The sequence below is a fragment of the Nocardioides sp. 616 genome, from assembly GCF_002930065.1.
Lineage (GTDB): Bacteria > Actinomycetota > Actinomycetes > Propionibacteriales > Nocardioidaceae > Nocardioides > Nocardioides houyundeii.
The window spans coordinates 1-22,991 of the sequence record NZ_POAG01000012.1; the positions used below are offsets into that span (position 1 = coordinate 1).

General features: G+C 71.7%; 18 protein-coding genes and 1 pseudogene. 14 read left to right on the forward strand and 5 right to left on the reverse strand.

The features are described from left to right. From C5H89_RS19465 to C5H89_RS04525, 7 genes and pseudogenes are all read left to right on the forward strand, one after another. Positions 1 to 333, forward strand: a pseudogene (locus C5H89_RS19465) (fibrinogen-binding protein); the annotation flags it as partial. 40 nt (positions 334 to 373) lie between these two features. Beyond that, a complete protein-coding gene (locus tag C5H89_RS19470) occupies positions 374 to 691 on the forward strand; it encodes a hypothetical protein (RefSeq protein WP_205304861.1) in 318 nt (105 codons plus the stop codon). A gap of 89 nt (positions 692 to 780) precedes the next feature. Then, positions 781 to 1,539: a methyltransferase gene (locus tag C5H89_RS04505; protein WP_104105892.1), complete on the forward strand. Its 759-nt coding sequence runs from the start codon at positions 781 to 783 to the stop codon at positions 1,537 to 1,539. 130 nt (positions 1,540 to 1,669) lie between these two features. Next, positions 1,670 to 2,116, forward strand: coding sequence for a TadE/TadG family type IV pilus assembly protein (locus tag C5H89_RS04510; RefSeq protein ID WP_104105893.1), 447 nt, complete (start codon positions 1,670 to 1,672; stop codon positions 2,114 to 2,116). Positions 2,117 to 2,205: 89 nt separating this feature from the next. Next, a complete protein-coding gene (locus tag C5H89_RS04515) occupies positions 2,206 to 3,621 on the forward strand; it encodes a vWA domain-containing protein (RefSeq protein WP_104105894.1) in 1,416 nt (471 codons plus the stop codon). Positions 3,622 to 3,854: 233 nt separating this feature from the next. Continuing rightward, complete coding sequence (groL, locus tag C5H89_RS04520; RefSeq protein WP_104105895.1) at positions 3,855 to 5,483, forward strand: chaperonin GroEL; 1,629 nt, start codon at positions 3,855 to 3,857, stop codon at positions 5,481 to 5,483. 163 nt (positions 5,484 to 5,646) lie between these two features. Further along, on the forward strand, positions 5,647 to 6,726 hold the full coding sequence (locus C5H89_RS04525; RefSeq protein WP_240181703.1) for an alpha/beta fold hydrolase: 1,080 nt from the start codon (positions 5,647 to 5,649) through the stop codon (positions 6,724 to 6,726). Between the two features lie 5 nt (positions 6,727 to 6,731). On the opposite strand, the gene C5H89_RS04530 is transcribed toward C5H89_RS04525, so the two are convergent. Both C5H89_RS04530 and C5H89_RS04535 read right to left on the reverse strand, forming a co-directional pair. Next, on the reverse strand, positions 6,732 to 8,021 hold the full coding sequence (locus tag C5H89_RS04530) for a cation:proton antiporter (protein WP_104106079.1): 1,290 nt from the start codon (positions 8,019 to 8,021) through the stop codon (positions 6,732 to 6,734). A 103-nt stretch (positions 8,022 to 8,124) separates the two neighbouring features. After that, on the reverse strand, positions 8,125 to 8,736 hold the full coding sequence (locus C5H89_RS04535) for an alpha-ketoglutarate-dependent dioxygenase AlkB (protein ID WP_104105896.1): 612 nt from the start codon (positions 8,734 to 8,736) through the stop codon (positions 8,125 to 8,127). Between the two features lie 112 nt (positions 8,737 to 8,848). Here C5H89_RS04535 and C5H89_RS04540 point away from each other — a divergent pair, with 112 nt between their 5' ends. The 3 genes from C5H89_RS04540 (at position 8,849) to C5H89_RS04550 (ending at position 12,971) form a co-directional block, all read left to right on the forward strand. Continuing rightward, positions 8,849 to 9,637, forward strand: a complete 789-nt coding sequence (locus C5H89_RS04540) for an ABC transporter ATP-binding protein (RefSeq protein ID WP_101526262.1) — start codon at positions 8,849 to 8,851, stop codon at positions 9,635 to 9,637. A 6-nt stretch (positions 9,638 to 9,643) separates the two neighbouring features. Then, positions 9,644 to 12,184, forward strand: a complete 2,541-nt coding sequence (locus tag C5H89_RS04545) for an ABC transporter permease (protein ID WP_104105897.1) — start codon at positions 9,644 to 9,646, stop codon at positions 12,182 to 12,184. Between the two features lie 67 nt (positions 12,185 to 12,251). Continuing rightward, a complete protein-coding gene (locus tag C5H89_RS04550) occupies positions 12,252 to 12,971 on the forward strand; it encodes a GntR family transcriptional regulator (protein ID WP_240181704.1) in 720 nt (239 codons plus the stop codon). Positions 12,972 to 12,995: 24 nt separating this feature from the next. Here the strand turns inward: C5H89_RS04550 and C5H89_RS04555 are convergent, their stop codons facing one another. Both C5H89_RS04555 and C5H89_RS04560 read right to left on the reverse strand, forming a co-directional pair. Continuing rightward, positions 12,996 to 14,636: a DNA repair helicase XPB gene (locus C5H89_RS04555; RefSeq protein WP_104105898.1), complete on the reverse strand. Its 1,641-nt coding sequence runs from the start codon at positions 14,634 to 14,636 to the stop codon at positions 12,996 to 12,998. A 68-nt stretch (positions 14,637 to 14,704) separates the two neighbouring features. Continuing rightward, the gene (locus C5H89_RS04560; protein ID WP_104105899.1) at positions 14,705 to 16,990 is read right to left on the reverse strand and encodes a helicase-associated domain-containing protein; all 2,286 of its coding nucleotides are present in this window, start codon (positions 16,988 to 16,990) and stop codon (positions 14,705 to 14,707) included. 77 nt (positions 16,991 to 17,067) lie between these two features. Here C5H89_RS04560 and C5H89_RS04565 point away from each other — a divergent pair, with 77 nt between their 5' ends. Genes C5H89_RS04565 through C5H89_RS04575 form a run of 3 tightly spaced genes read left to right on the forward strand, consistent with a single transcriptional unit; the run spans position 17,068 to position 20,092 of the window. Next, positions 17,068 to 17,880, forward strand: coding sequence for a protein phosphatase 2C domain-containing protein (locus tag C5H89_RS04565; protein WP_104105900.1), 813 nt, complete (start codon positions 17,068 to 17,070; stop codon positions 17,878 to 17,880). Next, complete coding sequence (locus tag C5H89_RS04570) at positions 17,877 to 19,013, forward strand: FHA domain-containing protein (RefSeq protein ID WP_104105901.1); 1,137 nt, start codon at positions 17,877 to 17,879, stop codon at positions 19,011 to 19,013. Before C5H89_RS04565 ends, C5H89_RS04570 begins: the two co-directional genes overlap by 4 nt. Next, positions 19,010 to 20,092, forward strand: a complete 1,083-nt coding sequence (locus tag C5H89_RS04575; RefSeq protein WP_162799208.1) for an RDD family protein — start codon at positions 19,010 to 19,012, stop codon at positions 20,090 to 20,092. Before C5H89_RS04570 ends, C5H89_RS04575 begins: the two co-directional genes overlap by 4 nt. A gap of 5 nt (positions 20,093 to 20,097) precedes the next feature. Here C5H89_RS04575 and C5H89_RS04580 read toward each other — a convergent pair whose 3' ends face one another. Continuing rightward, positions 20,098 to 22,233 (reverse strand): S8 family serine peptidase, encoded by a 2,136-nt coding sequence (locus C5H89_RS04580; protein WP_104105903.1) that lies wholly within the window; start codon positions 22,231 to 22,233, stop codon positions 20,098 to 20,100. Positions 22,234 to 22,337: 104 nt separating this feature from the next. On the opposite strand from C5H89_RS04580, the gene C5H89_RS04585 reads away from it, so the two are divergent. Then, positions 22,338 to 22,961, forward strand: coding sequence for an HAD family hydrolase (locus tag C5H89_RS04585; protein WP_104105904.1), 624 nt, complete (start codon positions 22,338 to 22,340; stop codon positions 22,959 to 22,961). Positions 22,962 to 22,991: the final 30 nt, after the last annotated feature.

The window sequence follows — 22,991 nt, forward strand, 5'->3', positions numbered from 1 at the left end:
GACTCCGACTCCGACTCCGACGCCGACGCCGACGCCGACGCCGACGCCTACTCCGACTCCGACGCCTACTCCGACGCCTACTCCGACGCCGACTCCGACGCCGAGCCCGACGCCGAGCCCGGCGCCGAGCCCGACTCCGACTCCGGCTCCGGCTCCCAGCCCGACACAGACGCCGACGCCGACGCCGAGCCTGAACCCGAGTCCGTCTCCGACGCCGAGCCTGAACCCGAGTCCGTCTCCGACGCCGACGCCGACTCCGACAGTCATCCCGATGCCGGCCAGTCCTTCGTCCACCGCAGCGACCAGCGTCCCGACTCCGGCCGCGCTCAGTAGCGTCGCTCCGACTCCCGAAGCCGCACCGAGTCCTGAGCAAGTGGGTTCCAAGAAGGCGAAGGCCAAGGCGAAGGCCAAGGCGAAGGCCAAGGCGAAGGCCAAGGCGAAGGCCAAGGCGAAGGCCAAGGCGAAGGCGAAGGCGAAGGCGAAGGCGAAGGCGAAGGCGAAGGCCAAGCGTGTAGCGCGTCAAGCTCGTGTTGCGGTGGTTGTGTTCGATGCGGCACCGCTCCTGATAGGCGCCATGATCCAGCGGGGTTTCGGAAAGCCGGGCGACGAGAAGTGGGGCCCGAGCACTGCGCCGGCCACGGGAGCGGCGGGGCGCTTGCGGATCCTGACGTTCAGGGCCAAGACGCCCTGAGGCTTGCCCTGCCAGGGCCGAACGAGATCCTCAGTCAGACGGGGCGACGTACCCACCCGGGTGTCTCGCTCGGCCACTACGCTGGCCCGATGCCCGGCGACCTCTCGACCCAGCGTCCCTCCGAGGAACAGCGTCCCCTCAAAGAGCTCGACCTGACCGAGCTGGCCGAGCACTTCGGCACCGACAAGTGGGGAGTGCACCGGTACACCCCGCACTACCAGCGGCACCTGGAGCACCTGCGGGACACCGAGTTCACCCTGCTGGAGATCGGCGTCGGCGGCTACGCGCGCAGCCGTCAGGGCGGTGCGTCGCTGAAGGCCTGGAAGTGGTTCTTCCCCCGGGCCAACATCGTCGGCCTCGACATCGAGGACAAGTCGTTCGTGGACCGCAATCGGATCACCACCTACCGGGGCGACCAGACCGACGAGGCGGTGCTGCGTCGGATCGTGGAGGAGCAGGGTGTGCCGCTGGTGGTCATCGACGACGGCTCGCACGTGCCGGAGCACATCCGGAAGACCTTCGGGATCCTCTTCCCGCTGCTGCCCGACGGGGCGGTCTACGCGATCGAGGACACCCAGACCTCCTACTGGCCCGAGTGGGGCGGGGCCGAGGACCGGCACGCCCGCGGCACCACGATGGACCTGGTCAAGGACCTCGTCGACGGACTCAACCACGAGGAGTACGTCGTGCCGCACGAGCCGTCGTACGCCGACCGGTGGGTGAAGGCGGTGCACTGCTTCCACAACCTGGTGATCCTGGAGAAGGGCGACAACCGCGAGGGCACCAACAAGTGGACGGTGCTCGCGGAGCGGTATCCGGAGGGCCCTCCGAACGGCCACGAGGTCTAGACCGTTCGGGCCATCTTGGCCCGTTTGCGCTCCGCCCAGACGGGCGGGTTCCTAGTGTGTCGACGATGCGCCGTGCCCGTCGGTAGTAGAGCTGCCCGCGGACTCTGCGCCCGATGCCTGAGGGAGCCACATGTCGTTTCGTGCCAGACACCGCGGAGAACGGGGATCGGCTGCGGTCGAGTTCGCCCTCATCCTGCCGATCTTCATGATTTTCCTCTTCGGCATCATCGACTTCGGCTACATGATCAATCGTGGGTCGATCATCAACAACGCTGCCCGCGACGCCGCGCGCGAGGCGAGCCTGAACGGTACGAAGTTGCAGGTCGAGACCGTGGCGAAGAACGGGACCGCCCAGGTCGGAAGCGCTCCGAACGTCACCGTCTCGGTGACCTGCCGCAAACCGCCAGTTCTCCCCGCGGCGGTCGGGGCCCCGTGCTCTGCCTACGACACCGATAAGGCGAGTGGCGGGACCGCCACCGTCACGATTGCCTACACCCACAAGATGCTCACGCCCGTCGGCGTCTTTTTCCCGGGCGGTTTCAACCTGACCCGGACTGCTGAGATGAGGATCGAATGAATCGCACGGGCAGGGCTGGCCGCCCTCACGGGATCTCTACGCGATGCCGGCGCCGCGACGAGCGAGGGGCCTACGCAGTCCTCTTTTCGATGCTCGTGGTTCTGCTCGTGGCCCTCGCGGCGATCGGGGTCGACGTCGCCAGCAACGTAGCGGCGAAGCAGCAGTTGCGGGACACCGTGGACATCGCTGCACACGCGGGCGCGCTCGCACTCCCCACCACGTCGGCCAACCTCCAGACCGTCGTCGACACGGTGGCCAAGAAGGCTGACTCCGAGACCACCGTGACGGCGGACCAGTGGTGCGTGGTGGCCTCGACCGGCACGGCACCGAACTACGCGCAGATCCCCGGGACCTGCAAGCCGCCGGGGACGAAGCCGTACGCAGGGACGAAGTGCACGTCCGAGCTCTGCTTCATCCCGTGCGTCCCCTCGGCGTCCGACGCCTCGATCAAGTGCAACACCGTCCGAGTCGCCGACTCCAAAGTCGTGCCCTACGCCTTCGCCCCGGCGATCGGCTTCGAGCAGGGGGATACCGGAGCCGTCGTCGCGGTCGCCTGCAAGGGGTCCTGTGGGACGGAAACCCCGAACCCGCTGGACATCGTGGTGGTCGCCGATCGCACGCCGAGCATGAGCGCGAACCTGGCAGACTTGAGATCCAGCATTCGGTCGATGATGACGACCATGGATCCGACCATGCACTTCTTGGCGCTCGGCACCATCGACGCCGCCGCGGCGAAGCCGACCACGGCCGCTCTGCTCTCCAGCACCGCCTGTCCGACCAGCACCACTGCCAACCACAAGCCCCGGACTGGCTCGGGGAGTTCGCCTTCGGACGCGGACATGAAGAAGGGGTGGTGGATGGCGACCCGGTTCAGCAACACCTATTCGACGAAGGTGGGCGAGGTCTACGCGCTGAACGACAAGGACCGGGTGGCGAACGCCGTCAAGTGCTTGGGGGAGAGCAGCAACTATTACAAGACGCACCTGGCAGCCCCCCTGCGCTCTGCCGTCCAGCACCTCTGGGACGCAGACGACCTCGAGACCATGTCGGCCGCAGCCAAGCGACCGGGAGACGTGCGAAAGGTCGTCATCTTCGAGACTGACGGTGCTCCGGTCGAGAGCAGGACCCAGACGGGAAACACGGTCATCGACACGATCGACACCATGGGAGTCAACGAGCCGCGCAGCACGACCGCGGCGAAAGCGTGCAGCAACCTCAAGGCGGTCGCCAACGCCGCGAAGGACAAGGGGACGCTCATCATCACCGTGGGCTTCGGGGACGCCGCCACCGACAACTGCGGCAGCGAGAGGATCTCGACGGTGCTGGCTGACGTGGCCACGGACAGCGACTCCGCCGGGTGCGACACTACGTCGAAGCGCAAGACTGAGAACGAGGACGGCGACTACTTCTTCTGCGCGACGTCGGGTGCTGAGCTTGCTCCGATCTTCGTCACCGCGTTCGGCCAGCTCGAGAAGGGCATCCAGTTCCTCAAGATGCCGATCTGACCGCGACCTACGCCCGCAAACGCCACCCCCGGATCGTGGGGGTGGCGTTTGCACTCTCCGGGGTCGAGTGCTAAACATGACGTTGGCACTCTTATGATGAGAGTGACAAACACGGACTGGTGACGTTGAGGTCCGAAGCGCCGGCGGGAAGGGTCCGCCGGGCAGCCGGATCGTCCGTCGCGGGCAACCCACCAACGCCGTACCCCCGAACTCCCAAAGGAATCGCAGGAGTCATGCCTAAGCTGATTGCTTTCAACGAGGAGGCCCGCCGCGGTCTCGAGCGTGGAATGAACACGCTCGCCGACGCGGTCAAGGTCACGCTCGGCCCCAAGGGTCGCAACGTCGTGCTTGAGAAGAAGTGGGGCGCCCCCACCATCACGAACGACGGCGTGTCCATCGCCAAGGAGATCGAGCTGGAGGACCCGTACGAGAAGATCGGGGCCGAGCTCGTCAAGGAAGTTGCCAAGAAGACCGACGACGTCGCCGGTGACGGCACGACGACCGCCACGGTCCTGGCCCAGGCGATGGTCCGCGAGGGCCTGCGCAACGTGGCCGCGGGTGCCAACCCGATGGGTCTCAAGCGCGGCATCGAGGCCGCTGTCGACGCTGTGTCCGCACAGCTGCTCGCCATGGCCAAGGACGTCGAGACCAAGGAGCAGATCGCCTCGACCGCGAGCATCTCCGCTGCTGACACCACCGTCGGCGAGATCATCGCCGAGGCGATGGACAAGGTCGGCAAGGAAGGCGTCATCACCGTCGAGGAGTCGAACACGTTCGGCCTCGACCTTGAGCTGACCGAGGGCATGCGGTTCGACAAGGGCTACATCTCGGCCTACTTCGTCACCGACCCCGAGCGCATGGAGACCGTGCTGGAGGACCCCTACATCCTCATCGCCAACTCCAAGGTCAGCAACGTCAAGGACCTGCTGCCCCTGCTCGAGAAGGTCATGCAGTCCGGCAAGCCGCTGGTCATCATCGCCGAGGACGTCGACGGCGAGGCCCTGTCCACGCTGGTCGTGAACAAGATCCGTGGCACCTTCAAGTCCGTCGCCGTCAAGGCCCCGGGCTTCGGTGACCGCCGCAAGGCCATGCTGCAGGACATCGCCATCCTCACCGGTGGCCAGGTCATCTCCGAGGAGGTCGGCCTCAAGCTGGAGTCGGCCGGCATCGAGCTGCTGGGCCAGGCCCGCAAGGTCGTCATCACCAAGGACGAGACCACCATCGTCGAGGGCTCCGGTGACACCGCCCAGATCGAGGGCCGGGTCAACCAGATCCGCGCCGAGATCGACAAGTCGGACTCCGACTACGACCGCGAGAAGCTGCAGGAGCGCCTGGCCAAGCTGGCCGGCGGTGTCGCGGTGATCAAGGTCGGCGCGGCCACCGAGGTCGAGCTCAAGGAGCGCAAGCACCGCATCGAGGACGCCGTTCGCAACGCGAAGGCTGCCGTCGAGGAGGGCATCGTCGCCGGTGGTGGCGTGGCGCTGGTCCAGGCCGGTGCCGAGGCGTTCACCAAGCTCGAGCTGGTCGGCGACGAGGCCACGGGCGCCAACATCGTCCGGGTCGCCATCGAGGCCCCGCTCAAGCAGATCGCGATCAACGCTGGTCTCGAGGGTGGCGTCGTGGCGGAGAAGGTGCGCAACCTGACCCCCGGCCACGGCCTGAACGCCGCGAACGGCGAGTACGTCGACATGATCGCCGAGGGCATCATCGACCCGGCGAAGGTGACCCGCTCGGCACTGCAGAACGCCGCGTCGATCGCCGCCCTGTTCCTGACCACCGAGGCCGTCGTGGCCGACAAGCCGGAGAAGGCTGCCCCGATGGGCGGCGACCCCACCGGCGGCATGGGTGGCATGGACTTCTGATCCGCCTGCAACACCGCACCACAGCACGACCCAGCAGGGCCTCGGTCTCACGACCGGGGCCCTGTCGGGCATCTCGGTCGCTACGCGCCTGTGACAGGTGAATGTCGGCTGCCCGACGAGCTACGTCCTTCCGGCCCGCTGCGCTGACTGGCAGGGTTGGGGGATGACCCGCCTCGCGGCTTGGCCCCGGACTCCGATGCCGGCACTCGCACTGGTGCTGGTGCTGGTGCTGGTGGTCGGGACGGCAGGAGCGTGCACCGACGACGCCGAGAAGGCACGTCGTACGCCACCGCAGACGGCCACGCCCTCCGCCTCGGCATCAGAGGCGAGCCCCAGGACCGAGCCGTCGGCGGCAGCCGAGCGGCTGCCCGCGGTTACCTCGCCGTACTCCCTAACGGCGCTGATGGCCGAGGAGTTCAGCAGCGAGCGACCACGCCGCACCCGCACGGTGCTCGAGAACGAGGCGTACACCGAGCACGAGGTGCTCTACCGCAGCGGCGACGTCCGGGTCTCCGGGGTGCTGCTGGTGCCGAAGGGCCCGGGGCCCTTCCCGGCGGTGGTGCTCAACCACGGCTACATCGAGCCGTCGATCTACGTCTCGGGCCAGGGGCTCTCGCGTGAGCAGACGCACCTGGCCCGCGCCGGCTTCGTGGTGCTGCACACCGACTACCGCGGCCACGCCGCCTCGGACCCCGCCAGCGACCTGGACCGGGAGACGCGGCTGGGCTACACCCGCGACGCCATCAACGCCGTGCACGCCCTGCGCGAGGAGCCCAGCGTCGACCCGGACCGGATCGCAATGCTGGGCCGCTCCATGGGCGGCGGCGTCACCATGAACGCGCTCGTCGCCCAGCCCGGGCTGGTCAAGGCGGCCGTCATCTATGCCTCCGTCAGCTCCGACTACCTCGACAACCTGCGCCGGTGGACGCTGCCCGAGCGCCCCGAGAGCGCGCAGCAGCTGTTCCGCCGGTTCGGCTCGCCGCGGCAGCGTCCCGGGTTCTACGAGGGGCTGTCTGCCCGCACCTACTTCGACCGGATCACCGAGCCGGTGCTCGCCCACCACGGCACCCTTGACGAGTCCTGCCCGCTGCCGTGGGCACGCACCACGCAGCGGCTGATGACGCAGGCCGGGGTGGACAGCACCCTGCAGCTCTACGAGGGCGAGCAGCACGCCTTCGGGCCGCGGTGGCTGGACTCCATGCGGCTCACGGTGCGTTTCCTGCGCCGCGAACTGAGCGCCTGACCCCCTCAGGAGGCCGAGGGTGACGGCTCGACGTTGAGTCGGCGCATCACCGGGGTCGCCAGGACGCCGTGCACCAGGACGGAGGCGAGGACGGTGAAGCTCACCGTGGACCACAGCCAGGGCTCCGCCAAGCCCTCGGTGTGGCCCGAGGCGTAGGCCAGGTAGTACAGCGAGCCCACGCCACGGACCCCGAAGAACGCGGCCGCCGCCCGCTCCGGGCGGGTCAGCGCGCCCTCCTTGCTCGGGTCGGGGGCACGCAGGCTGAGCGAGACCAGGCCGCTGACCGGACGGATCACGAAGATCAGGGCGAGGGCGATCAGCACGCTGCGCCAGTCCAGGTGGTCGAAGAGGCCCCGGGTCATGGCCATGCCCAGCACCAGCAGCACCATCAGGGTGAACAGCCGCTCCAGCCTCTCCACGACGTTGTGCATCGCCAGGTGGTAGTCGTGCCCGCGCTCGGCGGAACGGAAGGTCAACGCGCACGTGAAGACACCGAGGAACCCGTAGCCGCCGACCACCTCGGTCACGCCGTACGACGCGACGAGCGCGGCGACGGCCAGCAGCGACTCCCCCCGCTCCGCCATCCGCAGGGCGGGGCTGGCCGAGCGGAAGGCCAGGTGCGCCAGCGCCCAGCCCACGGCTATCCCGACGAGCACGCCCAGCACGATCTTGCCCACCAGGTACCACGCGACCCACTCCACCGCCCAGTCCGAGACCGCCCCGGTGGACAGCAGGATCGCGGCGTACACGAACGGAAAGGCCAGACCGTCGTTGAGGCCGGCCTCGGAGGTGATGGCGAACCTCAGCTCGTCGGTCTCGTCCACCTCGTGGTCCCCGATCTGGGGGCCGGCCACCTGGACGTCGGAGGCGAGCACCGGGTCGGTCGGGGAGAGCGCGCCGCCCAGTAGCAGGGCCGCGGCGGGCGCCAGGCCCACCGCCCACCCCAGCAGCGCGACGCCGGCGATGCACAGTGGCATCGCCAGCAGCAGGAGCCGCCAGGTCGGTGCCCACGCCCGGCGGGAGTCCTTCTCGAGCAGGCGCAGAGGCCGGTCGATGGCCAGTCCGACCCCCATCAGGGCGATCAGCACGGTGAGCTCGGTGACGTGCTCGATGACGGCCCGGTTCGCCACCGGGTCCAGCGGCAGCCCGTCGGGGAGCGGGGTCAGCCCGATGAGCATGCCGACACCCACGAGCACCATCGGAGCCGACACCGCCCACCGGTCCAGCAGCTCGGGCAGGACCACGGCCAGCAGCAGGCTGCCGCCCGCGACCACATAGACGAGGTCTGCGTTCATCTCGTACCTCTGCTCCCCGGGCTCCACGGACGGCCGCTTCCGGCTCGGGACGGCTGCCAGGGTGTACCCAGAATCCCCACGGCGCACGCGGCCAGAGATCCGCTCAGAACACGTGGCGGGGCCGGTACTGCACCGACATCCTCGGTCCGGCGTGAGCCTGCTTGGGCACCGCGTGCTCCCAGGTGCGCTGGCAGCTGCCGCCCATCACCACCAGGTCGCCGTGACCCATGGTGATCGACAGCGAGGCGCCCCCGCCGCGGGGCCGCAGCATCAGCCGTCGCGGGTCGCCGAGGGAGACGATGGCCACCATCGTGTCGCGGTCCCGGCCCCGGCCGATCCGGTCGCCGTGCCAGGCGACGGAGTCGTTGCCGTCGCGGTAGAAGCAGCAGCCCGCGGTGACGAACGGTTCGCCGAGCTCGGGCAGGTAGTGGGCGTCCAGGGCCTCCCTGGCCTCCACCAGCGCGGGGTGGGGGAGTGCTGCCCCGACGCCGTACATGTGGAGCAGGCGGGGCACGGCGACCACCCGGTCGTACATCGGGCGCTGCTCGGCGCGCCAGGGCACGTCGGTGCTCATCACGTCGAAGACCTCGTCGGCGCCCCCGAGCCAGGCGCGCTGCACGTCCACCCAGGCGCCGTGGCTCAGAGTCGTGCGCTCGGGGGAGAGCCAGGCGGGCCCGGGTGCCTCGGACGCGAAGAGAGTGGACTGGAAATCCATCCTCCGAGCCTATCGAACAGATGTTCGATCCGCCAAGGGCGCGCGGAAAGGTTTCCTGCTCGTTGGGCGATACCGGTGGCGGGAGGCTTGTCCGACGGTGGAGGGTATGGGCATGACTGCCCTCAGCTCGGTGCCTGCCCGGAGCCCTCTCGGCGACAGCAAGCCCGCGGCGCGGGTGCGCGACCTGGTCAAGACCTACGGCAGCGGGCAGGCCCAGGTCAAGGCCCTGGACGGGGTCAGCCTCGACATCGCGGCGGGGGAGTTCACCGCGGTGATGGGGCCCAGCGGCTCGGGCAAGTCCACGTTGATGCACTGCTGCGCGGCGCTGGACACCGGCACCTCGGGAGAGGTGTGGATCGGCGACAAGGAGCTCGGGCGGCTCGACGACTACCGGCTGACCAAGCTGCGGCGCGACGAGATCGGCTTCGTCTTCCAGTCCTTCAACCTGGTGCCCACCCTGACGGCCGAGGAGAACATCCTCCTGCCCCTGGCCATCGCGGGCCGCAAGCCCGACCGCCGCTGGTACCGCACGGTGATCAACACCGTGGGCCTGCGGGACCGGCTCAACCACAAGCCCAACGAGCTCTCCGGTGGCCAGCAGCAGCGGGTGGCGGTGGCCCGCGCGCTGGCCAGCCGCCCACGCATCGTGTTCGCCGACGAGCCCACGGGCAACCTGGACTCCCAGTCCGGGGGCGAGGTGCTCGACCTGCTGCGCCGCAGCGTCGACGAGTACGGCCAGACCATCGTGATGGTGACCCACGACCCCGTCGCCGCCTCCTACACCGACCGGGTGGTCTTCCTCGCCGACGGGCGCGTGGTCGACGAGCTGCGCGACCCCAGTCGCGAGCAGGTGCTGGCCATCATGACCGGCATGACTGCCCCCTCGCGCGCGACGGACTGAGCCCCCGTGCTCCGTGCCTCACTGAAGAGCCTGCTCGGGCGCAAGGTGCGCCTGATCATGAGCACCTTCGCCATCGTGCTCGGAGTAGCGTTCGTGGCCGGAACCCTGGTCTTCACCGACACCCTCAACCGCAGCTTCACGGCCTTGTTCGCCTCCACCGTGGGCGACGTCGTGGTCAGCCCTCAAGGCGACGGCGACGACTCGGGGCAGTCGAGCACCAAGACCATCCCCGGCAGCCTGGTCCGCACCCTGGCCGGCGTCAAGGGCGCCGCCCGCGCGGACGGCAACATCCTGGACCCTGCCGTCTTCGTGATCGACAAGAACAACAAGGTGCTAGGGGTGGCGGGCGCACCCGCCTTCGCCAGCAACTGGACCGGGGCCCCGGCAGGTCACGGACTCTCCGGTCTCACCCTGATCCAGGGGCGAGCCCCCCAGGGGCCAGACGAGATCATCATGGAGGCCTCCACCGCCCAGCGGGCGGGCTACTTCCTCAACGAGGAGGTGCGCCTGGTCACCAGCGAGGACGAGCCGCTGCTCACCCCCACGCTGGTGGGCATCACGGACTTCGTGGACGGGGGGTCGTTCAACGGCGCCACCTGGGTCGCCTTCGACACCCCGACCGCGCAGAACCTCTTCATGGGCGGACGCGACCGTTTCAACGACGCCTGGGTGACTGCGGCGGACGGGGTCTCCCAGGAGCGGCTGCGGGACCGCGTGGCCAAGGTGCTCCCGGAGCGGGTGCGGGCCCGGACCGGTGACGAGGCGGCGGACGAGGGCTCGAACGCGCTGCTGGAGGGGATCGGCTTCCTCACCACCTTCCTGCTGATCTTCGCCGGCATCTCCCTGGTCGTGGGCGCCTTCCTGATCGTCAACACGTTCTCGATCCTGGTCGCCCAGCGCAGCCGGGAGCTCGCGCTGCTGCGTGCCCTCGGCGCCTCGAAGCGGCAGGTCACCGGGTCGGTGCTGCTGGAGGCCTTGGTGCTGGGGCTGCTCGGTGCCACCTTGGGCCTGGGCCTGGGAGTGCTGATGGCGATGGCCATCCAGGCCCTGTTCGGCACCCTGGGCCTGGACCTGTCGGGGCAGGAGCTGGTCTTCCGCTCCCGGACGGTCGTGGCGGCCTACGCCATCGGCGTCCTGGTCACGATGGCAGCCGCCTGGATGCCGGCCCGGCGCACCACCATGATCGCTCCGGTCCAGGCGCTGCGCGACGACGTCGCGATGCCGGAGTCCTCGCTGCACCAGCGCTTCGTCTTCGGCCTGGTGCTGACCGGTACGGGCGGGGCGGCCCTGGCCCTGGGGCTGTTCGGAGGCGTCTACCAGGCGGGCTGGTACATCGGCGGCGGGGTGCTGGGCATCCTGCTCGGCGTCGCAGCCGCCAGCCCCGTGCTCAGCCAGCCGTTCCTCACCGGTGCCCGCAGCTTCCTGGCCATGGTCTTCGGGGCGGTGGGCAACCTCGCGGGGCAGAACTCCCTGCGCAACCCTCGACGCACCACCGCGACGGCATCCGCCCTGATGATCGGGATGGCGCTGGCCGGCACGATGTCCATCGTGGGCGACTCGGCCAAGGCGAGCGTCAACGAGACGATCGAGAAGAACTTCCGGGGGGACTTCATCGTCTCCGGAATGGGAGGGCAGCCGTTCTCCTCCTCGATCGCTGACAAGCTGCGCCGGATCGACGGTGTCACCGACGTGGTCCAGCAACGCTACGTGACCGCCCAGATCGGCGGCGACGCCCAGGGCATCACCGCCGCCAATCCCGAGGCGCTGACCGGGTGGCTCGGGATGGTGCTGGTCGAGGGCTCCCTGCGCGGCTTCGGGCCCGGGGACCTGGTGGTCGACCAGGCATACGCCTCGTCCGAGGCGCTGGACGTCGGGGACAAGATCCGGGTCACCCTCAACGGGTCCAGCCGTAAGCTCAAGGTCAAGGGCATCTTCGAGCCCAACGCGGTGCTCGGCTTCCCGCTGGTGACCACCAAGCAGACCCTGCTGCAGGCTGGCTACCCCGACCGCGACAACTCCGTGGTCCTGCAGGTGGCGCGCCGCACCTTCGAGGTGCACATGGCCATCGAGGAGGTCGTGGCGGATCTGCCCACCGTCACGGTCAAGGACCAGGCGGCCTTCGCCGAGGAGCAGCGCGAGCCGATCGACCAGTTGATCCTGATGATCTTCGCCCTGCTCGGCCTGGCGCTGCTGATCGCGGTGCTGGGCATCGTGAACACGCTGGCGCTCTCGGTCATCGAGCGGACCCGGGAGGTCGGCCTGCTGCGGGCCATCGGGCTGAGCCGCGGCCAGCTGTGGCGGATGATCACCTTGGAGTCGGTGGTGATCGCCACCTTGGGCGCCGTCCTCGGCGTGGTGCTCGGCGTGGGGTTCGGCGTGGCGCTGATGTTCGCCCTGCGCGACCAGGGGCTCAACATCATCTCGATCCCCTGGGACCAGCTCGGCGTATTCCTCGTCGTGGCGATGGTCGTCGGGGTCCTGGCCGCCGTCATCCCGGCCCGTCGCGCGGCCCGGCTCAACGTCCTCAAGGCGATCTCCACCGACTAGGCACCAGGCTCCGCAGGTTCCCCGGTTCCCCGGACGGGGCACCGTCCGCGGACCTATCGTTCGGCTCGTGGAACAGCCGGCCGAAGTCTCTCAGCGCGCGCTCAAGCACGTGGTCGTGCGAGAGCACGTGAGAGGCCTCATCGACGGTGCGGCGCCCGGCACCCCGGCGCCCTCGGAGCGGGACCTGGTCGCCCACTTCGGAGTGGCCCGGATGACCGTGCGCCAGGCCCTGGACGCACTGGTCGCCGAGGGACTGCTCGAGCGGATCCCAGGTCGCGGCACCTTCGTGGCGTCCCCGCCCCGCCGTCCGGCCCGGCTGACCAGCTTCACCGAGGACCTCCGCCGCCGCGGGCTGGCGCCCCGGTCGAGGACCGTGCTGGCGCGGATCGAGAAGGCCGGCCCCGGGGTCGCTCGCGCTCTCGAGGTCAGCGCCGGTGCGCCGGTGATCCACTGGAAGCGACTGCGCAGTGCCGGCGAGGAGCCGGTGTGCCTGGAGGACACCTACCTCAACGAGGCGCTGCTGCCGGGCTTTCTCTCCGACGGCCTGCCGTCGAGCCTCTACGAGGAGCTGGCCGCGCGCGACCTGCGGCCCACCTGGGCCGAGGACTCAGTCCGCGCGGACCGGGCGACCCAGGAGGAGCGTGCCCTGCTCGAGCTCTCCGAGACCCACCCGGTGCTCCGGCTGGCCCGCCGGGCGCTGTCGGGCGAGCAGGTCGTGGCGGTCTCCCGCTCCGCCTATGCCGCCGACCGCTTCACGATGTACCTCCAGCGCGGCGACACCGGCTGAGGCGACGCTCGCCCGCGGCGGCCCTCAGGCGGGGACGTCGTGGGAGTCGATGATCCGGTAGGCGTAGCCCTGCTCGGCCAGGAAGCGCTGCCTGTTCTGCGCGAAGTCGGCGTCCACGGTGTCGCGTGAGACCAGCGTGTAGAAGTGCGCCGTCTTGCCCTCGTCCTTGGGTCGGAGCAGGCGACCGAGCCGCTGCGCCTCCTCCTGCCGTGAGCCGAAGGAGCCGCTCACCTGGATCGCCACCTCCGCCGACGGCAGGTCGATGGAGAAGTTGGCGACCTTGCTGACCACCAGCAGCGAGATCTCCCCGGATCGGAACGCCTCGAAGAGCCGCTGCCGCTCCTTGACCGAGGTCTCGCCCTTGATCAGCGGGGCGTCGAGCGCCTCGGCGAGCTCGTCGAGCTGGTCGATGTACTGCCCGATCACCAGCGTGGGCTGCGCCGAGTGCTGCTTCACCAGCCGACGTACGACGTCCAGCTTGCGCGGCGTGCAGGACGCGAGCCGGTAGCGCTCCTCCGGCTCGGCGGTGGCGTAGGTGATGCGCTCCGCGTCGGTGAGGGTCACCCGCACCTCCACGCAGTCGGCCGGCGCGATCCAGCCCTGGGCCTCGATGTCCTTCCAGGGGGCGTCGTAGCGCTTGGGCCCGATCAGGGAGAAGACGTCGCCCTCGCGGCCGTCCTCCCGCACCAGGGTCGCGGTCAGCCCGATCCGCCGCCGCGCCTGCAGGTCCGCGGTCATCCGGAAGATGGGGGCCGGCAGCAGGTGCACCTCGTCGTAGATGATCAGCCCCCAGTCGCGGGCGTCGAAGAGCTCGAGGTGGGTGTAGACCCCCTTCCGCCTGGTGGTCATCACCTGGTACGTCGCTATGGTCACCGGACGCACCTCCTTGACCGACCCGCTGTACTCGCCGATCTCGTCCTCGGTGAGCGTGGTACGGCGCAGCAGCTCGTCCTTCCACTGCCGCGCCGAGACGGTGTTGGTGACCAGGATCAAGGTGGTGGCACCAGCGTGCGCCATGGCCGAGGCCCCCACGATGGTCTTGCCGGCGCCGCAGGGCAGCACCACCACCCCGGAGCCACCGTGCCAGAACGACTCGGCCGCGTCGCGCTGGTAGTCGCGCAGCTGCCAGCCGTCCTCCTTGAGGTCGATGGCATGCGCCTCGCCGTCCACGTAGCCCGCGTGGTCCTCCGCCGGCCACCCCAGCTTGAGCAGTGCCTGCTTGAGGTTGCCGCGCTCGCTGGGGTGCACCGCGACGGTGTCGTCGTCGAGCCGGGCGCCGAGCATCCCGGCCACCCGCTTGGCCCGCAGCACCTCCTCCAGCACCGGCCGGTCGTTGCTGGTCATCACCAGGCCGTGGACCGGGTGCTTGTCCAGCCGGAGCCGTCCGTAGCGCGCCATCGTCTCGGCGACGTCGACCAGCAGGGCGTGCGGCACGGCGTACCGGCTGTAGGTGAGCAGCGTGTCCACCACCTGCTCGGCGTCGTGGCCCGCGGCCCGGGCGTTCCACAGACCCAGCGGGGTGAGCCGGTAGGTGTGGATGTGCTCGGGGGACCGCTCGAGCTCGGCGAAGGGGGCGATGGCCCGCCGGGCCTCCTGCGCCTGCTCGTGGTCGATCTCCAGCAGCAGCGTCTTGTCGGACTGGACGATGAGCGGACCGTCGCTCATCGGGTGACAGCCTGCGCGAGCAGGGCGACGGCCGACTCGTCGTACCTCAGGAAATCCACGCAGCGATCCTACGGTCGTGCCGAAACCTGGCTCACGGTGGTGATCCGGTGCACCGAGAACGTCTTGGTGTCGTCGCTGCGGTGGTCGTAGGCGGTCAGCTGGCCGCCCTCGAGCCGCAGGGGGTCCACCAGGCGCTCGGTGGTGCCGCCGTGGTTGTCCACGTAGCCGATGAGCACGCCGCCGCCGGCCTCGATGCTCTCGCGCAGCAGCGCCAGCGCGGTGGTCGGAGTGGTGGCCGTCGGGGGCCGCGCCGGGCTGGTGGCGGCCGCACGGTCCCCGGCCCGCACCGCGGTCACCGCGGCCGCGACCCGAGCAGCGTCCCGGGCAGCGCCCACGGCGGCCACTGACCGAGAGCGCGGCGAGCGGGCACGCTGGAGGTCGGGCCGGGCGACGCGGACCGTGCCGTCGCTGGCCTCGAGCACGGGCGCGGCACCGAGCTCGCGGAGCCGGGGGAGCAGCAGGTCGACCGGGATGGTGGAGACCACCACCGTCGGGGCGATCCGGCGCAGCTCCAGCGCGGCGGCCCGCGGGTGGTGCAGGAGCTCGGTGAGCGCCCCCTCGTCGTCGGCGCGCAGGAACGCCTCCGCGTGGCCGACCCGCAGGGTGCCGAACGTGCGCACCACGTCGTCGACCAGGTAGCTGAGCGGCTGCGGCACCGGGGTCCGGGAGACAGCGGCCAGGAACTCGTGGATCTCCGCCCCCGACCACCCGGCGTCCAGGCCTCGGCGGATCGAGCCCGGCGTGAACCGGTAGACGGTCGCGCCGCCCCGGGACTCCACGTCGGCCAGCAGGTGCATCCGGCGGGCCAGGTCCGCCTCCAGCGGCCCCGGCGCGACGGCGGTGAGGTCGGCCTGCACCAGCACGTGGTCCACCGTGCCGGGCAGCAGCGGCGCGAGGGTCGCGGCCGCGGCCACCGGGTCGCCGGCCAGCAGCTGCCGCGCGTACGACGTGACGCCGCCGAGGCCGGTCAGCCCCAGGGTCCCGGCCTCGGCGACCGCCCAGGCGACCATGTCGGCCCGGGTGGCGGGTCGCCGCGGTCGCAGCCACGCGACCCGCGCGACCAGCGAGGGCACGCCCGTGCCGGTGGCCAGGGTGAGACCCGGCGACAGCTGGGCCAGCTCGGCCAGGGCCATCTGCCGGGCCTCCATGCAGAACACGCTGGACAGGTCCGGGGCGAGCGCGTTGCGGGTCTTGCCCCCGGGATCCTTGGTGCCCACCAGTGCGCTGAGCCGCGGTGACTCCAGCCAGGCCCGCACCAGCGTCAGCCAGCGGTCGCTGGCCTCGGTCGCCGCCCAGGCGTCGAAGGCGTGGGTGGGGAGCCAGGCCGCCACCCCGTCGGTGTCCGAGCCCTCGGCGACCAGCCCCGCCGCCGCCGCGACCTCGACCAGCAGGGCGGCCTGGTCCACCTCGACGTGCAGCTCGGTGGCGGCGGCCTTGAGGTCGCGGACCGCCAGGCCGCCGCTGCGCAGCACCGCGGGGGGTGCCAGCCCCCAGTGGTCCAGCAGCAGCTCGACCCGGCGGATCGTCTCGAAGGCGGCTCCGGCACCGCTGCGGTCGACCAGGTCGGGGTCCCGGCTGGTGGTGGCCAGCGGAGGCACGTCGTCCCGCGGGGTGTGGGTGGTGCGCCCACCCCGCAGAGCGATGCCGACCTGCCCGGGGACGTGCACCACCCCGCCACCCTGAGGGACGAGCAGCCCGTGGGCCAGGACCTCCTCGACAGGCGTGGTGGCCGCAGCCGGCGAGGCCGGGATCCGGGCGTTGCCGGTGGTGCCCTCGCCGCCGGCGTCGGTCACGTGCTCGAGCAGGCGCCGCGCGTCGGGGGACAGGGCGGCGATCCGCTCGGCCGCCTGCGCCGCGCTGAGGCCGTGGCTGGTCACGGGTCGCAGCCCGCTGACTCCCAGGGACTCGTCGCCGCGGATCGCGTCGGCCACGCCGGTCAGGGCGCGCATGCCTGCCGGGGACTCCCACACCAGCGCCAGGTCCACCAGACGGTCGATCGCGGCCTCCACGGCACCGGTCTCGGCGCGCACCACCTCCACCAGGTGCTCGCGGGTGGTTTGGGAAAGCACCACGAGGGCGTCCAGCACCGAGAGCTCCAGCGTGGTCAGCCCGTCCAGGGCGCGCAGGATCGAGCTGCGGGTGGCCGCTCGGGAGGCCACCTGCGCGGAGTCCTGCGGGGCGGGACTGGCCAGATCCGGTCGGAGCTGGAGCAGTCGGGCAAGACGATCGTCCGGCCAGCCGCGCAGCTGGTCGGCCAGCGTTCTCGGGGGAGTCCCTCGTGCGGCGCTCGACATCCCTCCTACGCTACTCGCCTACCCGGGTGCTCCGGGACCTCGTGCCAGACCAGGCGCCAGACCAGTAGGAGACACGGATGACGGCGGTCGACCTCCAGCACGGCTCCGCCACCGACGTCGGCCACGTCCGCGCGGTCAATGAGGACTCCTTCCTGACCGCCCCTCCGGTCTTCGTGGTGGCCGACGGCATGGGCGGGCACGCCGGGGGCGACGTGGCCAGCGCGATGGTGGTGGAGGAGTTCGCCAAGCTCGGCGATGCGCTGCTCGAGCCGCGCGTCGCGGCCCGGACCGTGCTGGCCGCCCTGGAGCGCTGCCGTGACCGGCTGCGCGAGTACGCCGAGGGGCAGGGACACCGGGGCGCCTCGATCCATGCCGGGACCACCGCGGTGGTGGCGATGCTGGTGCGGGACGAGGACGGGCCCCGCTGGCTGCTGGCCAACCTGGGGGACTCCCGCGTCTACGGGCTGGGCCCCGGGGGGCTGGACCAGGTCAGCGTCGACCACTCCGTGGTCCAGGAGCTCGTGGACGCCGGCCAGATCACCGCCGAGCAGGCGCAGCACCACCCGGAGCGTCACGTGATCACCCGGGCGCTGAGTGCCGCCGACGTGCCCGAGCCCGACTTCTTCCTGGTGCCGCTGGACGCCGCGCACCGGCTGCTGCTGTGCACCGACGGGATCAACGCGATGATCGACGACGTCGACATCGAGCGCATCCTGCGCCGCTGCCCGGACCCGGGCCAGGCAGCCGCCGAGCTCGTGCAGGCGGCCCTGGACGCCGGGGGTCGCGACAACGCCACGGCAGTGGTGGTCGATGTGGTGGGATTGGCCGAGAACGACGACGACTCGCATCGTGCGGCGAGTGACGAGACAAACCAGGGGGCCCTGCCGTGAACGACGTGAAGAACCGCTCTGCCCGGGCGGGCGCGTGGCTGGCGGCCTTCGGCCCCGAGATCAGCGTGCTGGTCCCGGCGGCGCAGAAGTCCCGGATCGCCGGGCTGTGGGCGCTGGTGGACGACGCCGCGCCGTTCGAGGTCGTCCTGGACGCGCTGCTGGCCCAGGGACTGGGCGGGATCGACGACTTCGTGGTCGTGGCCGCCTCGGACTCCTCCGCCCGGGTGCTGGTGCGCGGCTCCGCCTCCGCGTCTGTGCACACCGCGACCGGGACGGTCGAGGTCACGGGGCAGGACCGGGTGTGGGGGGAGCAGTCCTTCACCGACGTCACCGCCGTGGTCCTGACCCTGCCCGACAGCGCGCCGACCGGTCCCGAGGTGTCGCTGACCCAGGGACTGCTGCGGGTCGGCTCGGTGGTGTGGGGGACCCCCGGCGAGATCCCGGTCGACGACTCGGTCCCGGGCCAGGGACCGGTCGAGGTGCCGGCCGCGGTCGAGGTGCCGGCCGCGGTCGAGGTGCCGGCCGCGGTCGAGGTAGAGCCCGTCGCTTCGGAGCCCGCCCCCGAGCCCGTCGCCGAGCCCGCCCCCGAGCCCGTGCCATCTGCCGGGCCCGAGCCCGTGGTGCTGACCCCGGCGGTCGCGGGCCTCCCACCGGAGGCGGACGAGACGGGCGAGCACCCGGCCCTGGACCACGACGGCATGACCCAGACCGGAGCGCAGCCCGGCCCGGTGCCCCAGCCCGGCATCCCCGGGCAGCCCCAGGCTCCTAGCGTGACCTCGCGTCCGGTCGCCCGACTGGTCTTCAGCCACGGCACCACGGCCGAGGTCGACCGTGCCATCCTCGTCGGGCGGGCCCCGGAGGCACGCCGGTTCACCCCCGGGGACCAGCCCCAGCTCATCACCGTCCCGAGCCCGCACCAGGAGGTCTCCTCGACCCACCTGGAGATCCGGCCCGGCTCCGGGGTGGACCACGGGATGGCGGTGGTGACGGACCTGGGTTCGACCAACGGGACGCTGCTGGTGCAGCCCGGTCTCCCGCAGGAGGACCTCCAGCCGGGGATCGCGGTCTCCCTCATGCCCGGCGCGATCCTCGACCTCGGGGACGGTGTCACCATCCAGGTGACCCAGCCGTGAGCGCTCCGGCGCCCATGCCGCCGGTGCCGTCGCCGACCTATCCCGTCGCCGAGCTCGACCGGCGCTTCTACGCCTTCGCCCTGGACCGGGCGCTGGCCTGGGGCCTCTACCTGCTCGCGGCCGCGCTGGGATGGTGGGCGTGGGGGCGCGACGGACTGCTCTACACGGTGCTGCTGGTCTGCGGGCTCGCCGTGCTGGTGACCCTGGGCAGTGGTGTCCTGGTGGGCACCCGGGGGGCGACGCCCGGCAAGTCGCTGGTCGGCCTGCGCGTGGTCCACCACGGCTCCGGTACGACGATCGGTGCCGGGCCCGGCCTGGTCCGGGCCCTGGTCCTCGGGGTGGCCACCCTGCCCACCCTGGGCTTCGGACTGGCCGCGCTGGCCTGGACGGCGCTGGCCGACGGGCGCGGACACCGACGAGGGTGGCACGACCACCGCGCCGGCTCCGTGGTGGTCGACGTCCGGCCGGTCGTCGTCGTGGACGAGGTCGAGGTCGAGGCGCCCCGGCACGTGGTGAACCTGACCGCGATGCGCCTCGTGCCGGCCCCGCCCCAGCCGGAGGTGCCCCGCCCGCTGCGACCGGCCACCCCGGGGTCCGGCACGCCGGTGGCGCGGGCACCGGAGCCCGCTCCCGCCCCGACCCCCGCCCCGACCCCCGCGCCGGCGCCGCGGTTCGAGGGTGCTGACGACCCAGGGCGCACGGTGGCCCGTCGCAACCCCGCCGGCGCGGTTCCCGGGCCGTCCGCGGTGCGCTGGCGCGTCTCCTTCGACACCGGCGAGTCCTTCGTGGTGGAGGGGCTGACCCTGGTGGGCCGACGCCCGGAGCCCGGCCACGGCGAGGGAGTGCGGCACGTGGTCGCCCTGCCCTCCTCGGACATGTCGCTGTCAAAGACGCACGCGCAGTTCGGCCCGATGCCGGACGGAGCCCTGGCCGTGATGGACCGCGGCTCGACCAACGGGTCGCTGCTGCTGCGACAGGGCGTGACCCGTGAGCTCACCGCCGGCAAGCCCACGACCCTGATCGCCGGCGACCGGGTGCGGTTCGGGGACCGCGAGATGACGGTCCAGCGCGAGGCCTGAGGTCGCTACCGGGTGATGAAGACCGGGATGCGCACCGTCGTGCCCTGCGCGCCTCGCCAGGTCACCGTCCCGCTGTCCCCGCGCGGGGTGGCGCTCCCTGCCACGACCACCCGGAACGTGGTGCTCTGGCCCGGTCGCAACCGCAGCGCGGCCGGCTCCACCCGCACGCTGTGGTGGTCGAACCCCGAGGCGGCCGAGGAGTAGTACATGGAGCGGGTGCCGACGTTGGTCACCTCGCGGGTGACCACGGCGGAGTCCCTGGCCATGATCGAGGGCGTGTTGAGGGACCGGCTGGGCAGGGTGCCCGAAAGCCAGCGCCGGTAGTCGCTCGAGGCGACCCGCAGCACCAGGCCGGGGCGCAGGGCGGCGTCCCGGCGGACGCGACCGGAGCCCTGGCGCAGGGTCGAGGTGCCGTCCCGAACGGCTGCGCTGCTGGTGGTCAGCGCGGAGCGCACCGTCGGGGCGCTCCAGTCCCGGTGGCGGGCGCGGAGCAGCGCCGCCAGCCCAGACACGTGCGCCGCCGCGGCCGAGGTGCCGCTGAAGGCGTTCCAGCGGCGACCGGTCACCGGTGGCACGGCTCCGAGGACGCCGGTGCCCGCGGCGAGCACGTCGGGCTTGACGACCGCCCCGTCCGGGTCGCCGGGTGAGGACCAGCGAGCCGTCCGGGCGCCCGCGCCGCGCTGCTGCACCGGAGCGATGCGGGCCTTCGTTGCGGAGTGCCTGCGCAGGTGGCGCACCAGGCGGGCGCCGTCCCTGGCCCCCAGGTGCACCGTCGGCACCGAGTGCACGTCCGCGATCCGGGCCGACCCGCGCACGTTGGTGAGCACCATGCCGATCCCGCCCGCTCGGCGTACCGCGCTCGACTTGTCGATGCGACCGATGCCGCCGCGCTGGCAGACCACGATGGCGCCGGCGACCAGACCGGCGTCGAGGGAGCCCTCCCGGCACTGCCGCGCCCCGGACAGCGCAGAGCCCGCCGTCCGGGAGCGCCCGGCCAGCACGATCGGCACGGAGCCGGTGGCCACGGTGCTCCGGCTGGCGCCCACCAGGCTCAGCGCCGAGCCGCGGACCACGACCCGTCCCTGGGGAACCGGACCGGCCATCGCTCCGACCGTGGTCACCCAGGGGGAGGCGTGCGCGGCGTAGGCCCGGCCGGCGCGGTTGCCCGCCGCGCCCACGACCACGATGTCGGCCTCCGCGGCACCGAGCAGCGCCCGCTGCACGGTGTCGAACGCGTGCCCGCCGGCGACTGAGAGGCTCAGCACGTCCACCCCGTCGGAGGTGGCCCGGTCGATCGCCGTCACCAGGTCGGCGCTGGCACAGCCGTCGTCAGCTGGGTCCGGCGCGGCCCAGCAGGCCTTGTAGGCGGCCACCCGCGCCTGCGGCGCGACCCCGCTGAACCGCCCCGCCGCGCTCGGGCCGGCCGAGACCGAGACCTCCGCGTTGCCCGCGACCACGGAGGCGACCTGGGTGCCGTGGCCGATCACGTCGCGAGCAGAGAGGGACTCCGCCGCGCGGAGCCGCTCGGGGCCGAAGCCGGAGACGAACCAGCTGACGCCGACCAGCTTGCGGTGGCAGGAGTCGGCCGACCAGTCGTCACCGGGCATGCAGGCGCCGGAGAACCGCTCGGGCTCGCGTCCCAGACCGGGGACGTCGGCGAAGAGCGGGTTGTCGGGGGCGATGCCGGAGTCGACGATGCCGACCACGATGCCGGCGCCGCCCCGAGCCCGCTCGGGGACTCGCGCCGTGCGGGTGCCGAGGTCGGTCGGCCTGGAGGAGAGCTCGTGCACCTCGTTGGGCTCCACCAACGACACCGACTCCGCGGCCCGCAGCGCCTCGACCTGCACCGGGGTCAGCTCCGCGGCGAAGCCGTTCAGGGCGGTCGTCCACCGGTACGCCGGCTCTGCGACGCCGGCCTCGGAGAGCACGGCGTCCTGCATCGAGAGCAGCTCCTCGGCGGAGCGGTCCGAGCCCGAGGTCCCCGGTGTGCTCAGGGTGACCAGGTGCAGCCGGCCGGGGGCATCGCGCGCCTGCGCGGGGAGGAGGGCGACCACCAGGCTCAGTCCGGTGAGCACTCCGGTGACCGACGCCAGGAGAGCGGCCCGCAGCGCTCGTCGGCGGCCGTCCCGCGCACCCTGCATGGTCGTCCACCCGCTCCCGGCTTGTGTCGTGATCCAGTGTCAGTCCGCGCCGCACATCGTGGCAGGGTTTTGGCCGAGGTCCAACCCGCTCCTAGGCTCGGAGCATGTCGAGGACGCACGTCGGACCGGTCGTGGGCTTCGACCTGGACATGACCCTGATCGACACGGTGCCGGGTTTCACGGCCACGCTCCTGGCGCTGGGCGCGGAGCACGGCGTCGAGTTCGACACCCCGGCCATGACCTCTCGACTCGGTCCGCCACTGGCGCACCTGCTCGCCGAGTACCTCCCCGAGGACGGCATCGACGCGGCCGTCGACCGGTTCCGCGAGCTCTACCCGGGCCGCGCGATCCACCCGGTGCCCGCCCTGATCGGGGCCGTCGAGGCGATCGCGGCGGTGCGCGCGCACTCCGGCGGCGTCGTGGTGGTGACGGGCAAGTACACGCCCAACGCCCGGCTGCACCTCGACCACCTCTCGCTCGACGTCGACCACCTCGCCGGCGACGTCTGGGGTGTCGGCAAGGGCGCGGTGCTGGCCGAGCACGGGGTCGACATCTACGTCGGGGACCACGTGCACGACGTCGAGGGCGCCCGTGCCGGCGGTGCGCTCAGCGTCTCGGTGCTCACCGGTGGCTGCACCCGGGAGGAGCTGCTGGCCGCCGGCACCGACGTGGTGCTGGAGGACCTGACGGAGTTCCCGGGCTGGCTGGACCGGCACCTGGCGGGCTGAGCGCGGCTCCCACGTGGCGGCCGGCGCATC

Coding starts and splice junctions, on each gene's coding strand:
- C5H89_RS04505 (WP_104105892.1), top strand. CDS start 781: ATGCCCGGCGACCTCTCGACCCAGCGTCCCTCCGAGGAACAGCGTCCC.
- C5H89_RS04510 (WP_104105893.1), top strand. CDS start 1,670: ATGTCGTTTCGTGCCAGACACCGCGGAGAACGGGGATCGGCTGCGGTC.
- C5H89_RS04515 (WP_104105894.1), top strand. CDS start 2,206: ATGCTCGTGGTTCTGCTCGTGGCCCTCGCGGCGATCGGGGTCGACGTC.
- groL (WP_104105895.1), top strand. CDS start 3,855: ATGCCTAAGCTGATTGCTTTCAACGAGGAGGCCCGCCGCGGTCTCGAG.
- C5H89_RS04525 (WP_240181703.1), top strand. CDS start 5,647: ATGACCCGCCTCGCGGCTTGGCCCCGGACTCCGATGCCGGCACTCGCA.
- C5H89_RS04530 (WP_104106079.1), bottom strand. CDS start 8,021: ATGAACGCAGACCTCGTCTATGTGGTCGCGGGCGGCAGCCTGCTGCTG.
- C5H89_RS04535 (WP_104105896.1), bottom strand. CDS start 8,736: ATGGATTTCCAGTCCACTCTCTTCGCGTCCGAGGCACCCGGGCCCGCC.
- C5H89_RS04540 (WP_101526262.1), top strand. CDS start 8,849: ATGACTGCCCTCAGCTCGGTGCCTGCCCGGAGCCCTCTCGGCGACAGC.
- C5H89_RS04555 (WP_104105898.1), bottom strand. CDS start 14,636: ATGAGCGACGGTCCGCTCATCGTCCAGTCCGACAAGACGCTGCTGCTG.
- C5H89_RS04560 (WP_104105899.1), bottom strand. CDS start 16,990: ATGTCGAGCGCCGCACGAGGGACTCCCCCGAGAACGCTGGCCGACCAG.
- C5H89_RS04565 (WP_104105900.1), top strand. CDS start 17,068: ATGACGGCGGTCGACCTCCAGCACGGCTCCGCCACCGACGTCGGCCAC.
- C5H89_RS04580 (WP_104105903.1), bottom strand. CDS start 22,233: ATGCAGGGTGCGCGGGACGGCCGCCGACGAGCGCTGCGGGCCGCTCTC.
- C5H89_RS04585 (WP_104105904.1), top strand. CDS start 22,338: ATGTCGAGGACGCACGTCGGACCGGTCGTGGGCTTCGACCTGGACATG.